This window comes from Chelativorans sp. J32 (assembly GCF_000518985.1).
Lineage (GTDB): Bacteria > Pseudomonadota > Alphaproteobacteria > Rhizobiales > Rhizobiaceae > Chelativorans.
Genome location: NZ_JAEQ01000005.1, coordinates 136,388 through 152,776, shown reverse-complemented (window position 1 = coordinate 152,776; position 16,389 = coordinate 136,388). Strand labels below are relative to the sequence as shown.

Annotated in this window: 12 protein-coding genes; 3 read left to right on the top strand and 9 right to left on the bottom strand. The window is 61.6% G+C overall.

Features of this window, described 5'->3' with window-relative positions; all coding sequences use genetic code 11:
- Positions 1-11: 11 nt before the first annotated feature.
- Positions 12-620: a TetR/AcrR family transcriptional regulator gene (locus tag CHEJ32_RS0109820; protein ID WP_051469574.1), complete on the bottom strand. Its 609-nt coding sequence runs from the start codon at positions 618-620 to the stop codon at positions 12-14.
- A gap of 289 nt (positions 621-909) precedes the next feature.
- On the opposite strand from CHEJ32_RS0109820, the gene CHEJ32_RS0109815 reads away from it, so the two are divergent.
- The 3 genes from CHEJ32_RS0109815 (at position 910) to CHEJ32_RS26695 (ending at position 5,461) form a co-directional block, all read left to right on the top strand.
- Positions 910-2,043: an efflux RND transporter periplasmic adaptor subunit gene (locus CHEJ32_RS0109815; RefSeq protein ID WP_028033724.1), complete on the top strand. Its 1,134-nt coding sequence runs from the start codon at positions 910-912 to the stop codon at positions 2,041-2,043.
- 4 nt (positions 2,044-2,047) lie between these two features.
- A complete protein-coding gene (locus CHEJ32_RS0109810) occupies positions 2,048-5,221 on the top strand; it encodes an efflux RND transporter permease subunit (protein ID WP_028033723.1) in 3,174 nt (1,057 codons plus the stop codon).
- Between the two features lie 81 nt (positions 5,222-5,302).
- Positions 5,303-5,461 (top strand): DUF3309 domain-containing protein, encoded by a 159-nt coding sequence (locus CHEJ32_RS26695; protein ID WP_034658160.1) that lies wholly within the window; start codon positions 5,303-5,305, stop codon positions 5,459-5,461.
- Positions 5,462-5,510: 49 nt separating this feature from the next.
- On the opposite strand, the gene CHEJ32_RS0109800 is transcribed toward CHEJ32_RS26695, so the two are convergent.
- The 8 genes from CHEJ32_RS0109800 to CHEJ32_RS0109765 all read right to left on the bottom strand — a co-directional run bounded on the left by CHEJ32_RS0109800 (position 5,511) and on the right by CHEJ32_RS0109765 (position 16,208).
- Positions 5,511-6,686: an MFS transporter gene (locus CHEJ32_RS0109800; RefSeq protein ID WP_028033722.1), complete on the bottom strand. Its 1,176-nt coding sequence runs from the start codon at positions 6,684-6,686 to the stop codon at positions 5,511-5,513.
- Positions 6,687-6,753: 67 nt separating this feature from the next.
- Positions 6,754-10,230 (bottom strand): pyruvate carboxylase, encoded by a 3,477-nt coding sequence (pyc, locus tag CHEJ32_RS0109795; RefSeq protein ID WP_028033721.1) that lies wholly within the window; start codon positions 10,228-10,230, stop codon positions 6,754-6,756.
- A gap of 190 nt (positions 10,231-10,420) precedes the next feature.
- Positions 10,421-11,521 (bottom strand): branched-chain amino acid ABC transporter substrate-binding protein, encoded by a 1,101-nt coding sequence (locus CHEJ32_RS0109790; RefSeq protein WP_028033720.1) that lies wholly within the window; start codon positions 11,519-11,521, stop codon positions 10,421-10,423.
- A gap of 155 nt (positions 11,522-11,676) precedes the next feature.
- Entirely contained in the window at positions 11,677-12,030 is a 354-nt protein-coding gene (locus CHEJ32_RS0109785) for a DUF6867 family protein (RefSeq protein WP_028033719.1), read from the bottom strand.
- Positions 12,030-12,764, bottom strand: coding sequence for an ABC transporter ATP-binding protein (locus CHEJ32_RS0109780; protein WP_028033718.1), 735 nt, complete (start codon positions 12,762-12,764; stop codon positions 12,030-12,032). Before CHEJ32_RS0109780 ends, CHEJ32_RS0109785 begins: the two co-directional genes overlap by 1 nt.
- Positions 12,761-13,828, bottom strand: coding sequence for an ABC transporter ATP-binding protein (locus CHEJ32_RS0109775; RefSeq protein WP_028033717.1), 1,068 nt, complete (start codon positions 13,826-13,828; stop codon positions 12,761-12,763). The genes CHEJ32_RS0109780 and CHEJ32_RS0109775 overlap by 4 nt, the downstream gene beginning before the upstream one ends.
- On the bottom strand, positions 13,828-15,279 hold the full coding sequence (gene livM / locus CHEJ32_RS0109770; RefSeq protein WP_028033716.1) for a high-affinity branched-chain amino acid ABC transporter permease LivM: 1,452 nt from the start codon (positions 15,277-15,279) through the stop codon (positions 13,828-13,830). Before livM ends, CHEJ32_RS0109775 begins: the two co-directional genes overlap by 1 nt.
- Positions 15,279-16,208: a branched-chain amino acid ABC transporter permease gene (locus tag CHEJ32_RS0109765; protein ID WP_028033715.1), complete on the bottom strand. Its 930-nt coding sequence runs from the start codon at positions 16,206-16,208 to the stop codon at positions 15,279-15,281. The genes livM and CHEJ32_RS0109765 overlap by 1 nt, the downstream gene beginning before the upstream one ends.
- Positions 16,209-16,389: the final 181 nt, after the last annotated feature.

Here is a 16,389-nt window from a genome sequence, read left to right as displayed (position 1 = left end):
TGGCCTGTCGCTCAGTCCTTCTTGAGGGCGAGCTCGATCAGGTTGATGAATTGGCGGCATTGCGGTTCTACCTGAGGGCCGCGCTTTCCGCGGGCTTTGAGGCCTGCGAGCATGTCGAAGAGCATTTCCGCCAGGCACTGGGCGGAGAGGCCGCGGTCTTCCAGCTTCACTCCCCGCCGCTGCGCCTCCTCGCCGATGCACCGTGCAAAGCGCTCCACCATCAGCTGGCGCCACTCCGCAACAAGGTCCGCAGCGATCTGGTTGTTGAAGTCCACGAGTTCGTCGCCATGGGGGGATTCGAAGACCTTGCGGAGAAGCTGGAAAAGCGACTGATCGAGGGCCGCGAGCAGGCGCTGCGACAGTTCGCCTTCGCCGCGTAGTGCCGCACAAGCGTTCACTCGGGATTTTGCGAGCAGTTCCTGCTCGACGGCGCGGAATATATCCGCCTTGTTGCGGAAAAGGAGATAAAGCGCTGGGCGCGAAATATCCACGGCGCGCGCAATGTCGTCCATTGTCGTCCGCGAAAAGCCATAGGCAAGGAATACTTGCAGGGCGCCTTCGAGCACGCGCGCCCGCTTGGCGTCTTCAGGCCTTTCTTCAGTTTCCTTCAGTATGCTCACATCTACTCCTGAAATCAGTCATTGACAAAAATACAGAATTTGTCAATCTGTCGCCGACCTGGAACGCGCTTGGTCGCGAGGGACGCGTTCGGCCGTACTCCGCCAGCTTCGCTATCATGACATAATGTTGTCAGGAGTGACGAGGGGTGTGACTGTTTTGCAGCGTGGATCGCGATAAGGACGTAGGACGAAACGTGCTTTCTAGGCATGGTTGAAATCGCCTGGTGAGCTGCCCATATCGCCGCGATCATCAATTCTGGCCGCTGGCTACAACTCATTGGAAATATTGATGGCTAAGCTGAAGTTCCACAAGATAGCAGCAGTGACGGTGCTCGTTGCGACGGCGGCCTGGATCGCGACCGGCGAATTCTCGTCGGTCGGCAGCGCGAGCCAGGAAGCCAAGCCCGCAGCCGCCCAGGAAGAGCGTCCTGTCGTTCTGAAGACGGTTCAGGTTGCCGTCCCGCCCCGCCTTGAGCACGCGCGTACCATTCACGTATCCGGCCGGACCGAAGCGGACAAGAATGCCGTAATGGCGGCACGCATTGCCGGCATCGTGGAAGATCTGCCCGTCGAGGAAGGTTCCCGCGTGAAGGAGGGAGATCTGATCCTGCGGCTGGAAAACGAGGGCAAGGAGGCCGCGGTGGCGTCCGCGCGCCAGGCGCTTGCCCAGCGAGAGGCCGAAGCGGCCGCCGCCGAGCGGCTTGCCAAGACCGGCAATCTCGCCAGCCTTCAGCTCGACGTGGCCCGCGCCAATCTTGCTGCGGCCCGCTCAGCGCTGGAGCAGGCGCAGGCCGATCTCGACCGCGTCGCCGTACGTGCGCCTTTCGAGGCCGTCGTCGACAAGATCTCAGTGGAGAAGGGCACGGCTGTGATGCAGGGCACCGAGGTCGCCACGCTCCTGAAACTCGATCCCATCGTTGCCGCCGGAGAGGTCAGTGAACGCGATCTCGGCACGATCAAGCCGGGCGACAAGGCGGAAGTGCGCCTGGTCAACGGCAAGACCCTTTCGGGAACCATCCGGCATGTTAGCCGCGCTGCTTCCCCGCAGACCCGCACCTATCGGGTGGAGGTCGTCGCTCCCAATCCGGAGGGATTGATCCCGGCCGGCATGACGGCGGAAATCAGCATCAAGACCGATATGGTGGAAACCGTCGCCCTGCCGCGTTCGGTGGTCACGCTCAGCAACAATGGCGAGCTTGGCATCCGGGCCGTCAACGAAGCCGGCGAGGTCCATTTCTATCCCATCGACATCATCGATGATACGCCGGAGGCTCTCTACCTCGCCGGCATCCCGCAGGATATGCAGGTCATCGTTGCCGGGCAGGATCTCGTGACCGAAGGTGAGAAGGTGAAAGCCGAACAGGCGGACGCTGCCACCATACGCGAACTTGCCAGCGCGGCACAGCCACAGCAAGAGCAATGATCCCATGGACATCGTCCGACTTGCCATACGAAATGCGCGACTGACGCTATCGATCCTTCTTTTCTTCGTTGTCGCCGGCAGCCTGGCCTACATCAATATTCCCAAGGAAGCGGAACCCGACGTTCCGATCCCGATCATCTATGTGAGCCTTGCTTACCACGGCATCTCGCCGGAAGATTCCGAACGGCTTCTGCTGAGGCCGATGGAAACTGCGCTCAAGAGTCTTGAGGGCGTGAAGGAGATGCGGTCCGCCGCCTATCAGGGTGGCGGTTTCGTGCTGGTCGAGTTTCAGGCCGGTTATGACTTTTCCAACGCCATCCAGGACGTGCGCGCCAAGGTGTCGGACGCCAAGGGAGACCTCCCCACGGATGCGGAGGAACCGACCGTCCATGAGGTAAACGTTTCCGAGTTCCCGATCCTCGTCGTCACGCTTTCCGGCAACCTGCCCGAACGGCAGCTTACCAACGCCGCGAAGGAGCTGCGTGACCGCATCGAGGAAGTCCCGGGGGTGCTGGAGGGGGCGCTGCAGGGCTCGCGCGACGAGCTCGTCGAGGTCATTATCGATCCGGTCAAGCTATCCTCTTACGGCATCCAGCTGGACCAGCTCATCAGCGGCGTCAATGCCTCGAACAGTCTCGTTGCCGCCGGCGCGCTGCAGGGGCAGGAAGGCCGTTACGCCGTCAAGGTGCCGGCTCTCATCGAAAACTCGGAGGACATTGCCAATCTGCCGATCGTGGCAACGCCGGATGCGGTCGTCCGGGCGCGCGATATCGCTTCGGTGCGCTCCACCTTCACGGACGCGGAGAGCATCACGCGACTCAACGGTCACAGCGCGATCGCCATCGAGGTGAAGAAGCGCGTCGGCGCCAATCTGGTCGAGACCGTCGACGCTGTGAAGAAGGTGGCTGAGGATTACGTGAAGACGATGCCCGAGGGCGTCTCGGTCACGTTCAGCCAGGACAAGTCGACCATGATCCGGGACATGCTGGACGAGCTCCAGAACCATGTGCTGATCGCGGTCATCCTGGTCTTCATCGTCGTTCTCTACACGCTTTCCGGCCGCGCTTCGTTCCTCATCGGGCTTGCGGTGCCTGCGTCGTTCCTCATGGGCATCTTCGCCCTGGCGATGCTTGGCTACACCGTCAATATGATCGTGCTGTTCAGCCTGATCCTTGCTGTCGGCATGCTGGTGGACGATGCCATCATCGTGACCGAGTTCGCCGAGAGGCGGATGAATGAGGGCATGCCGCGGGCAGAGGCCTTCGAGCTTGCAGCAAAGCGCATGGCAGGCCCGGTGATCGCGGCCACGATGACGCGTATCGCCGCCTTCTCGCCGCTCCTCTTCTGGCCGGGCATTGTCGGCGAGTTCATGAAATATCTACCGATCACACTGATCGTCACGCTTGCCGCCTCCATGGCCTATGCGCTCATCTTCACGCCGACACTGGGCGCCATGTTCGCCAAGGCCCATGTGGAGGAAAAGCGTGAGCGTGACGGCTGGTATATCAACCTGGTCAAATACGCGGTCCACTATCCGAAGACGGTGTTGCTGCTCACCATTGCGCTTTTGGTCGGCGTGCAGATGTCATATTCGCGCTGGGGCGCCGGCGTGGAGTTCTTCCCGAATGTCGAGCCCGAATACGGGCTGATGTATGTGCATGCTCGCGGGAACATGTCGCTCGACGAAATGAACCGCCTGGTGAAACCCGCCGAGCAGAAGCTCCTGACCTGGCCTGGCATCGAATCGGTCTATACGCGCGTGGGTCAAACCCGTGGCGGCGGCCAGGACATCGACGAGGATGTGATCGGCATCATCCAGTACGAATTCGTGGACTGGCGCGAGCGCAAGCCCGCAAGCGAGATCCTGAACGACCTGCGCGCCGAAATGGCGAACATGCCGGGTGTGGAGATCGAGGTCCGCGTGCCGGATGCCGGCCCGCCCACGGGGCAGCCGATCCAGATCCAGCTCTCTGCGACGGATCCCACGCATCTGAACGAGCAAGCCGCCATGGTGGCCCAGCGGATCCGGCAGATCGATGGTGTCATCGATATTTCGGACGGCTTGCCTCCGCCCGGCGTCGATTGGGCGCTCCAGGTGGATCGCGCAAAAGCCGCGCAATATGGCGTCAGCCCTGTTGCCGTCGGAACGGTGGTCCAGCTGGTCACGAACGGTCTGAAACTGTCGGATTATCGTCCGGCGGGAGTGGACGATGCGGTGGATATTCGCCTGCGTCTGCCTGAGGACCGCCGCACGCTTTCCATGCTGGATCAGCTGCGTGTGCAGACCCCGCAAGGGCCGGTGCCGATCTCCAATTTCGTCACCCGCAAGCCCGAGCTGAGCACAGGCATCCTGAACCGCATCGACGCGCAGCGCACGATCACGGTGACGGCGAATGTGGCATCCGGCTATCAGGTCGCCGATGTGCAGGCACAGGTGATCTCCGCACTCCAGGATACGGATCTTGGAGCCACGCGGTGGAAGTTGGCCGGCTCCAGCGAGGAGAGTGACGCGGCTGCCTCCTTCCTCAGCAGCGCGTTCGGGGCGGCGATTTTCCTCATCTTCGTGGTGCTGCTTGCGCAGTTCAACAAGTTCACCAGCGTGTTCCTGGTGCTGATGACGGTGGTGATGGCGACGATCGGCGTGTTCCTCGGCTTGCTGATTACCGGACAGCCGTTCGGCATCGTGATGTCGGGCATCGGCGTCATCGCTCTCGCCGGCGTGGTGGTGAACAACAACATCGTGTTGATCGACACTTACGATCGGCTGCGCGAAGAAGGCATGAACAAATACGACGCCATCATCGAGACCTGCCGCGAGCGTGCGCGCCCGGTGTTGCTCACGGCCTTCTCGGCGGTGCTCGGTGTGCTGCCCATTGCCTTCGGCCTGGGACTGGAGCTGTTCCATCACGAGGTTACCATCGGGGCTCCCTCGACCCAGTGGTGGATTTCGCTTTCCAGCGCGATCGTCTACGGCCTAACCTTCGCGACGGTGCTAACGCTTATCGTTACGCCATCGGCGCTGATGGTCTTTACGCGGGAGAATCGTCCGGCAGGTCAGAGGCGTGGAGGTCTGTTCTCCAGGCTTTTCCGCCGCCGCAAGGCCGGGGACGATGTTGGAGAAACGACTTCGGAGGTCGAAGACGAAGGCCTGACCGCGTATCCGAAGGCCGCCGAGTAGACCGGCGACGCGGCGGGTCGGAACCCGCCGCGTTTTCCGTGCGTTGTCCTGCCGTTACGTCAACATCTGCAGGACAATGCGATGTCTATTGGTACTATTCTCATTATAATCCTGATCCTGGTGCTGATCGGCGCCGTTCCCGCCTGGCCCTATTCGCGTGGCTGGGGATACGGCCCCTCCGGCATTCTCGGGATCATTCTCATTGTGGTGCTCATCCTCGCCTTGATGGGCAGGATATAGGGCCTTTGTTCGTTCAGGCCCAACGTGTCCCAGTCGGCGCTTTCATGGATCAGGTGGAAGGCGCCGGCTGGGGCGCGATATGATCGGCGGCGCGCACAAGATTGGCCATCAAAAGCACGATGATCAGCACAACCGCAAAGCCTATGAAGATCGGCGAGAAGCCGGTGTGCTCAGCGACAAAGCCTATCAGCGACGGCGCGAAGAGGATTCCGGAATAGCCCATCGTGGTCGCCACGCTCATGCCTGCGGCCGATGAAATGCCGGGCTGATTACCCGCAGCCGAAAAGACGATGGGGACCATGTTTGCCACGCCGAGCCCCGCCACCGCGAAGGCCACGGTGGCGAAGAGCGCGTTGGGTGCAAGGCCTGCTCCAAGCATGCCCACGGCAGCGACACCGGCTGAAAGACGCATGGTGTTCACGGCCCCCAGGCGGTTCCGCATGCCGTCTCCAAGAAAACGCATGACGGCCATCACGCCGGCAAAAGCCGTGAAGGGCAAGCTCGCGGTGAAATAGTCGGCGCCCATCTCCTGCTGCAGGTAGAGAGCGGCCCAATCGAGTACCGCGCCCTCTGGAATCATGCAAAACAACGCAATGATCCCGGTGACATAGACCAGTACGCCGCGCGGCAGACCGCGTCTGCCGCCTGCGCCTGGGCTGGCGGGTCTGTTCTCCGCAACGAGAAAGGGCATGGCCAACAAGACAAGCAGAAGGGCGAACACCACCACAATGGATATGTGCGCGACGTGTCCCCACTGCTCCACCATCAAGCCGCCGGCACCTGCACCTGCAAAACCACCAAGACTCCAGAAGCCGTGCGAGGAGGACATAATGGCCCGCTGGAGCCTGCGTTCCACCACCACTGCGTTCGAGTTCATGGCCACGTCCATGCCGCCCAGCATGGCGCCGAAAAGGACCAGTGCTGCGGCTACGAGGGGCACGGTGGGAGCGGCCGCTATGCCAAGGAAGGAAACGCAGCATAATACGCCCGCCACCCTCGACACGACGCGCGAGCCAAATCGGCCGATGAGGTAGCCGCAGATGGGCATGGCCGCCACCGCACCCACGCCGAAGGCGAGGATGAGGAGGCCGAGTGCCGTCTCGCTTAGCGAAAAGCGGGCGACAAGGACAGGAATTTCGGGCGCCCAGCTTCCCGTCACGAAGCCATTCGCGAAAAAGAAAGCCGCGACTGCCCACCGGCCGTAAAGCGCGTCCCGTCCCGACATTGCTGCTGTCCCGCTTCTAGTGCCAGATCGCACGGGGGAAGTGTCTAAATCGGTTTAAGTTCCCGCGTCAATTGCCAGGATCGGCACTTTGCAGGACCAGAAGGAGGTCCTTTGCGTCGATCTGGTCTCCAGCCTTGACCAAGACCTCGGCGACGGTTCCTTCCCGATCGGCATGAAGAGCGGTCTCCATCTTCATGGCTTCGATGGAAAGAAGGACGTCGCCGGCCGAAACTTTCTGGCCCGCGGTGACGGCCACAGACGAGACAACCCCAGGCATCGGCGCGCCCATATGGGCATCGTTCCCCGGCTCCGCTTTCCGGCGCATGGCTGCGGCAGAAGCTCCATGGCGCCTGTCCGGCACCTTGGCGCGGCGCGGCTGCCCATTGAGCTCGAAGAAGACCGTCACCATACCCTTTTCATTAGGCTCACCGATGGCAAGGCAACGGATGACCAGCGTCTTGCCGCGCTCGATCTCGACAAAGATCTCATCCTCCTGCTCCATCCCGTAGAAATAGACCGGCGTGGGGAGGACGCTTACGGGCCCATAGACCTCGCAAGCGGCAGCGAAGTCGGCGAAGACTTTGGGATACATGAGCCAGGAGGCGAATTCGAAATCGTTGACCTCGCGGCCGATCTTCTGTTCCAGCTCCCTGCGATTGGCTTCAAGATCGGCGTTCTTGAGCAGCGAGCCCGGGCGCACAGTAATCGGCTTTTCGCCCTTGAGCGCCTTCTTCTGCAATCCCTCCGGCCATCCTCCCGGCGACTGGCCGAGATCGCCGCGCAGCATGGAGACCACCGAGTCGGGGAAGGCGATGTCCTTCTGCGGGTTCTGCACGTCGGCGACGGTCAGGTCCTGGCTCACCATCATCAAGGCCATGTCGCCCACGACCTTGGAAGAGGGGGTGACCTTGACGATATCGCCAAACATCATGTTCACGTCGTGATAGGCGCGGGCCACCTCATGCCAGCGCGTCTCAAGACCCAAGGAGCGGGCCTGCTCCTTCAGATTGGTGAACTGGCCGCCCGGCATCTCGTGCAGATAGACCTCAGAGGCCGGCCCCTTGAGGTCGCTTTCGAAGGCGGCATACTGGTTGCGCACCGCTTCCCAGTAGAACGAGATGCGGCGGATCCATTCGGTGTCGAGACCGGGGTCGCGCTCGCTGCCCTTGAGCGCTTCAGCGATCGACCCAAGGCAGGGCTGTGAGGTGTTGCCCGACAGCGCATCCATGGCGGCGTCAATCGCATCCACGCCGCTTTCCACTGCGGCCAGAACCGTGGCGGCAGAGATACCGGATGTGTCATGCGTGTGGAAGTGGATGGGCAGCTCGGTCTCTTCACGCAAGGCCTTGAAGAGCACTCGCGCTGCGGCCGGCTTCAGGAGCCCCGCCATATCCTTGATGGCGATGATATGCGCGCCGGCTGCCTCCAGCTCCTTGGCGAGGCCGACATAATATTTCAGATCGTATTTCGCCCGGGCGGGATCGAGGATGTCGCCCGTGTAGCAGATCGCCGCCTCGCAAAGCTTTCCTTCTTCTCGCACCGCGTCCATGGCGATGCGCATGTTCTCGACCCAGTTCAGGCAATCAAAGACGCGGAACAGGTCAATGCCACCGACTGCTGCTTGGCGGACGAAATAACGCACGACATTGTCGGGGTAGTTGGTGTAGCCGACGCCGTTTGCGCCGCGCAGCAGCATCTGCAGAAGCAGGTTCGGCGCGCCCTCGCGGATGAGAGAGAGCCGTTCCCAGGGGTCTTCGGTCAGGAACCGCATGGCGACGTCGAACGTCGCGCCGCCCCAGCACTCCAGCGAAAGAAGCTGTGGCAATGCGCGGGCGTAGACACTGGCCGCGCGGGCAATGTCGAAGGTGCGCATGCGCGTGGCAAGCAGCGACTGATGCGCATCGCGCATCGTCGTGTCGGTGATGAGAACGCGCGTCTCGGCGCGCATCCACTTGGCGAATTCGTCAGGGCCGAGCCGATCGAGAAGCTGCTTCGTGCCTTCCGATACCGGGCCATCGATATAGGGCAGGCGCGGGGGAGCCGCATCGGGGTTCGGGCGCGGACGGTCGCGCGCTTCCGGATGGCCGTTGACGGTGACATCCGCAAGGTAGTTGAGAAGCTTCGTTGCCCGGTCTCGGCGCTTCACCTGATCGAAGAGCTCAGGCGTTTCGTCGATGAAGCGGGTTGTATAAGACGCATCACGGAAGCGAGGATGGCTTATGATCGCTTCGAGGAATGTGAGGTTGGTCGCCACGCCGCGGATGCGAAATTCGCGCAATGCCCGGTGCATGCGCTGGATGGCTTCCTCGGGCGTCGGTGCCCAGGCGGTTACCTTTTCCAGAAGCGGGTCGTAGTAACGGGTGATCACCGCGCCGGAATAGGCCGTGCCGCCGTCGAGCCGGATACCGAAACCGGTTGCACCGCGGTAAGCCGTGATACGGCCGTAGTCGGGAATGAAGTTCTGCTCCGGGTCTTCCGTCGTGATGCGGCACTGCAGCGCGTTGCCGTTGAGCCGGATGCGATCCTGCGCGGGCACGCCCGACCGGGGATCGCCGATGCGCTCGCCTTCCAGGATCCGGATTTGCGCCTTGACGATGTCGATGCCGGTTACCTCTTCGGTCACCGTGTGCTCGACCTGGATACGCGGGTTCACCTCGATGAAATAGAAGGCGCCGGTATCGGCGTCCATAAGGAACTCGACCGTGCCGGCGCCGACATAATCCGTGGCCTCGGCGATCTTCAGCGCGTAATCGCAAAGCTCCTGGCGCTTTGCATCATCGAGGTAGGGAGCCGGGGCGCGCTCGACGACCTTCTGGTTGCGGCGTTGGATGGAGCAATCGCGCTCGAACAGGTGCACGGCATTGCCGTGCTTGTCGCCCAAAACCTGCACCTCGACATGACGGGCGCGCTCGACGAGCTTTTCCAGATAGACCTCGTCCTTTCCGAATGCCGCCTTGGCCTCGCGCTTTGCCTCCATCACCTCGCGCTTCAGGTCCCCCTCCGAGCGGATGACGCGCATGCCGCGCCCGCCACCGCCCCAGGAGGCCTTGAGCATGACCGGGAAGCCGATCTCCGCCGCCATCCTCGCCACTTCGTCCATATCGTCGGGCAGAGGCTCGGTCGCCGGCACGACCGGCACGCCCACTTCGACGGCGAGGTTTCGCGCGGCCACCTTGTTGCCCAGCCGGCGCATGGTCTCGGGGCTCGGGCCGATGAAGACGATCCCGTTTGCCGCACAGGCTTCGGCGAATTCCGGGCTCTCCGAAAGCAGCCCGTAGCCGGGATGAATGGCGTCGGCGCCGGAAAGCTTCGCAACGCGGATCACCTCATCGATCGAGAGATAGCTTTCGATCGGGCCAAGATCGCGTGCCAGGTGCGGACCGCGGCCGACCTGGTAGGATTCGTCCGCTTTGAAGCGGTGGAGCGAATATTTGTCCTCCTCTGCCCAAATGGCGACCGTCCGGATGCCAAGTTCATTGGCGGCGCGGAAGACACGGATTGCGATCTCGGAACGATTGGCGACGAGGAGTTTCTTGATCTGCACTGGCAAGCTCCGGTTACGAACTGGAGGGAGCGGCACGACCTTTCTCGCTGCCATCACCAGTCAGTCTCCGGGACGGTGCGCGGCTCTCCTCCGGAATCATGCTTAGCGTGACCTATGCTGCAGTGCAACAATCCCTGGAACGAAAAACGGCCCGGCAATGCCGGGCCGTCTTCGAACCATCAGATTGAGCTTACTGCTCGAGATAGTCGTATTTGCCGTCCTTCCACTCGTAGAAGACATAGCCGGGCAGGGTAACGTCGCCCTTGTCATCGAATTCCAGTGTGCCGAGAACGGTATCGAACTTGCCTTCGTTCAGCGCGTTCGTGACCTCCTCGAAGTCGGTGGAACCGGCGGTGGTCGCCGCCTGAGCCCAAGCCTGGATGGCGGCATAGGTGTAGAGCGCATAGCCTTCCGCCGTCTTGCCGGCAGCCAGCATCTTGTCGACGACGGGCTTTGCCACTTCGTTCTTGCGCGGATCCGGCGAGAAGGTCATCAGAGTTCCCTCGCCTGCATCGCCGGTGATGGCCCAGTATTCGTCCGCCACCAAGGCGTCGCCCGAGACGAGGATCGTCTGCATGCCCTGCTCGCGCATCTGGCGGGCGATGAGGCCGGCCTCCGTGTAGTAGCCGCCGACATAGAGGACGTCCACGCCTTCCTGCTTCAACTTCGAAACCAGGGCGGTGTAGTCCTTCTCGCCAGCCGTATAGGCTTCGTAGAGCACCGGCTTGCCGCCGGCCTTCTCGTAGACGGCCATGGTGGCGTCCGCGAGGCCCTTGCCATAGGCGGTCTTGTCATGAATGAAGGCGATCTTCTTGCCTGCGAATTCCTCGGCAAGGAACTTGCCGGCCACGTCGCCCTGCTGGTCGTCACGGCCGCAGACGCGGTAGATGCCGGGGCCGGGGCGGTTGTCGGTGAAGGTCGGGTTCGTGGAGCCGGGCGATATCATCACGATCTCCTCGTCCGCATAGACCTGCGAGGCGGGAATCGAGGAGCCCGAGCAAAAGTGCCCGGCGACGAAGACGGCGCCCGATCCGGCAAGCTGGTTGGCGACTGCGACCGCTTGCTTCGGATCGCAGGCATCGTCACCCATTTCAAGCTTCAGCATCTCGCCGTTCACCCCGCCGGCGGCGTTGATGTCGGCCACCGCCTGCTCTGCGCCCGCCCGCATCTGTGCGCCGAACGAGGCGTACTGACCGGTCATCGGACCCACTGTTGCGATCGTGATATCCGCCCAGGCGGAGCCCGTCATCACAAGGCTCAACGCGGCCCCGGCCAAAAGTGTTCTTTTCATGGTTGCTCCCTTTGAAACACCAGAGGTTCCCTCAGCATTCCGGAAATGGTGTTCGGCTTTCCGGTTATGCAGCGCGGGTGCTGCCCGCTTGCCGGCATCAAAGCTCAATTTCATTGCGAAATAAAGATCTCGTTGCCAGTCATTGGTGAAACGCCTCAGCTCTTTGCACGCCAGCCGATCAGTCCATTCGGCTCGTAATCGAAGCAGTACTGCGTCGTCATCTGACGCTTTCGCGTGATGCGCTTGCCTAGGAATGCGATCACCAGGAGAACGACAAGATCGACAAGATAGTAGTGCAGCGAAAGCAGGGTACCTTTGAAGAGCGCGAAGTGAATGAAGCGCGTCGCGGCCGCCAGAAGCACGATATAGACGGCAAGCTGCAGGTCTGCCTGCCATGTCCGGGCCATCGCGCGGCCGGTGAGATAGGCGGCGCTGCCGGCAAGCAGCACCGTAACGAACAGGAACTCCCAGAAAGTGACTTCCCAGAGAAGGGTGTTCTCGTTTTCCATCAATGCCTCCCGCCTTCCAAATAGGCCGCCCGCACTTCTTCCCGCTTGAGAAGCTCCCTGCCTGTACCGCTCATGGTGATGTTGCCGTTCACCATCACATAGCCGCGATGGGCGAGTTTCAGAGCGTGAAAGGCGTTCTGCTCTACGAGAAAGACGGTAAGCCCCTCCTTTTCGTTGAGCTCGCGGATCGCTTCGAAGATCTGCTTCACGATCAGCGGCGCCAAGCCGAGCGACGGCTCGTCCAGCAGCAGCAGTTTCGGCCGGCTCATGAGCGCGCGCGCAATCGCCAGCATCTGCTGCTCGCCACCGGAGAGAGTGCCGCCCCGCTGGGCCATCCGCTCCTTCAATCGGGGGAAGAGGGTGAAGACGCGCTGCAGGTCATCTTCGAAATATTTGGGATCGACGAGCGCCGCTCCCATCTGCAGGTTTTCCATCACCGTCATGCGGGGGAAAATCCGCCGCCCCTCCGGCGACTGCGCGATGCCGAGCCGCATGATCTCGTGGGTCGGCATGTTCGTGATGTCCGTTCCCTCGTAAATTATCCGGCCGCTGCGCGCCTGAGGCGTGCCGCAGATGGTCATCATCAGCGTCGACTTCCCGGCCCCGTTCGCGCCGATCATGGTGACGATCTCTCCGCGTTCCACGGTGAAATCAACGCCTTTGAGGGCAGCGATCTTTCCGTAATAGGTTTCGACGCCCCTCACCTCGAGCAGGGTTTCACCAGCCCCGTTCATGCTTTGCCTCCCTTGCCGGCACGGCTTCTGGACCGTTTCGTTGCGGCAGGCTGTCTGGCCGGAGGCTCAGGCTCGGTATTCGGTGAACCCGGCAGTTCCCCCACCTGTTCGACCACGTCTTCCAACACTTCCGGCACGTCGATTTCCTCTTCCTCCTCGACGCCGAGATAGGCTGCGATCACTCTGGGGTCGGTCTTCACGGCCATTGCGTCGCCGTCGGCGATCTTCACTCCGTAATCAAGCACGACGATGTGGTCCGAAATCTCCATGACGACACCCATGTCGTGTTCGATGAGAAGCACGGAGGTGCCATTGTCGCGGATGAATTTCAGAAGCTCGTTGAGCTCTGCGGATTCGCGTGGGTTAAGGCCCGCAGCAGGTTCGTCGAGACAAAGCAGCTCGGGATCCGTACACATTGCCCGGGCAATTTCCAGCCGGCGCTGTGCGCCGTAAGGAAGATCGGCGGCGGGATCATCGGCGCGGTCGATCAGGTGAGTGCGTTCCAGCCAGTAAACGGCCTTTTCGATCGCCGTCTTCTCCGCCCGCCGATAGGTTGGGAGGCCCAGGATGCCGCCGAAACTGTATCCCGACGCGACGACAAGCCGATTGTGCTGGGCAACGAGGAGGTTTTCCAGAACCGTCATTCCGCCGAAGAGGCGGATGTTCTGGAAGGTGCGCGCCACCTTGGCCCTGGCGGAGATTTCATGGTCGGGCATTCGCTCGAGGAGGAAGATTCCCTGGCCGTCCTCCTTCTTCCAACGCAAGCCGCTGGCCGTGATCTGACGCACGAGTTCGTCCTGCCGCCCCGGTCCATGGCGCATCACGATGCGCCCTTCGGTCGGTTTGTAGAAGCCGGTCACGCAATTGAAGACGGTCGTCTTTCCCGCGCCGTTCGGGCCGATCAGTGCGGTAATGTCACCCCGGCCCACGTCGAAGGACAGGTCGTTGATGGCGACAAGGCCGCCAAAACGCATGGTGAGATGCTGGACTGAGAGAATGGGATCTTCCTCCCAGCGGCGATGCACGGCACTTGCAGATGCGTTCATTTCAATCAGCGAAGCCATCAGTGCCCCTCACCCTGTGCCACCATATCCGCGCCAATGCGCTTCTTTTCCCTGAGCGCTGCCGTCGGCTCGCGCGTGGTGACGAGACCGCGCGGCTTCCAGACCATGATCAGGACCATGGCGAGCCCGAAAATAAGCATGCGATATTGAACCGGATCAAAGCCGGGCCCGAAGATCTCAGTCAGGAAGCCCAGATTGCGCAGCATCTCGATGCCGCCGATCATGACGATCGAGGCAATGACGATGCCGAGCTGCGATCCCAATCCTCCGAGCACGACGATGGCCAGGATCATGGCCGATTCGATGAAGGAAAAGCTTTCCGGCGAGATGAAGCCCTGACGGGTGGCGAAGAAGGAACCCGCAAAACCGCCGAACATCGCGCCGATCGCAAAGGCCGTGAGCTTCGTGTTGCGTGTGTTGATCCCGAGTGAGCGGCAGGCGATCTCGTCTTCCCGCAGAGCCTCCCAAGCCCGCCCGATGGGAAGCTTGCGCAGCCGAAGTGTCACGAGGTTCGTGAGAAGCGCCAGCGCGAAGATGATGTAGTAGAGATACATGAAGCGCTGGATCGGATCGTATTCGATGCCGAAGAAGGCTGCGAAACCGTCATCGCCGCGACTCATTTCCAAGCCGAAGAAGGTCGGCTTCGGAATTCCTGAAATCCCATTCGGGCCGCCCGTGAAGCTGTACCAATTGAGGAGAACCACGCGGATGATCTCACCGAAGGCGAGAGTGACGATCGCAAGATAATCGCCTCGCAATCGCAGCACCGGAAAACCCAGAATCATGCCCCAGAAGGCCGCGAGCAGGCCGGCCAGCGGCAGGGCAGCCCAGAAGCCGATCTCGAAATGTTGGGCGAGCAGCGCGAAGGAATAGGCTCCAACCGCATAGAAGGCGACATAGCCGAGATCGAGGAGGCCGGCGAGGCCCACCACGATGTTCAATCCCCAGCCCAGCATGATGTAAGTCATAATCAGGATGGCGAGGTCGATAAATTGACGGTCGCGACCCGGAAAGAAGGTCGTGAAGAAGAAGGGCAGCACGAGCGCGAACAGGAACAGGGCGCGGGTGAGCCATTTTCCCAGCCCCGGCACAGCCCTGCCCATGCCTGCGACCTTCGCGCCGATGTCCTCGCCCACCGGATGGGCGGCCTTGAAGACGAAGACGTTCAGGGCCAGCCGGCCCACGAACACGACGATAATGGCCGTGATCCAGGCGGCCCAGCGCATACGGATATCGAGCCCGCCTGGGGCCAGGTCCGTCCGAAGGCCGATGAAGAAGAACCCCAGCACACCGGCGAGGAAAGCGGCGACCGCCGCGTCCCGCAGCGATGCTGCGAGGCGGTTTTCCGAGACCGTATCGGTTCTGCCGAGAGAGCGCCGGTCCTCGGCCTGCGCCTGGGCGCCGACCGGTTTCTGTGTGGAAGCGGGGACGTGGGTTCCGGAAGCAGTCATTATACTTTCTCCACTTCGGGACGTCCAAGCAGTCCGGACGGCAGGAATATGAGAACGATCGCGAGGATCGAGAAGGCGGCCACATCCTTGTATTCGACGGAGAAATAGCCGGACCAGAACACCTCGATGAGTCCGATGAGGAGACCGCCCAGCATCGCGCCCGGTAGGGAGCCGATGCCGCCGAGCACGGCAGCCGTGAAGGCCTTAACGCCGGCGAGGAAACCGATATAGAAGTCGATCACGCCGTAGAGCAGCAGGAACATGAAGCCTGCAACGGCAGCCAGCGCAGCGCCCATCACGAAAGTGAGGGAGATCGTCCGGTCCACGTCCACCCCCAGAAGGGCGGCCATCTTGCGGTCTTGCTCGCATGCCCGCTGGGCCCTCCCGAGCGAGGTGCGGTTGATGATGAGCGTGAATGCCGCCATCAGAACGACGGTCGTAACGATGATGATGATCTGCATGTAGGAAAGCTGCACCACGATCGTGCCGGCTTCCGTCGAGCCCTGAAACAAGGTTATGCCGCCGGGAATTTGCGGAGGCAGCGGTTTGACGCGTGCGCCCTGGGTGATTTGCACGAAGTTCTGCAGCACGATCGACATGCCGATGGCCGTGATCAGCGGAGCCAGGCGGAACGAGCCGCGTAGCGGTCTGTAGGCAACACGTTCGACAGCCCACCCCCATGCGGAAGTGAAGAGCATCGCCACGATCAGGACCAGGAGCAGCACCACCGGCAGGAATGCAAAGCCCAGCACTGTGGTCAGCACCAGGAACATCGCAAGAGAGATGAAGGCACCGATCATGAAAATATCGCCATGGGCGAAATTGATCATGCCGATAATGCCGTAGACCATCGTATAGCCGATAGCGATCAGGCCATAGATGGACCCCAGCGTCAGCCCGTTAATAAGCTGCTGAAAGAAATACTCCATTTATGCAGGACTCCCATCGAATGTCACCAAAGGTGCATTCCGTTGTTTTCGTTTTCATCCCCTAGACCCTGGCGGCGCGCGGCTTTGGACGCTGCTTCTTCCGCTGGGTCATTTCTCCGCATCATTGGCGGATGGCGAGTGCGGCGCAAGCTATCATTCGCATTGCGCAATGTCCTCGCTT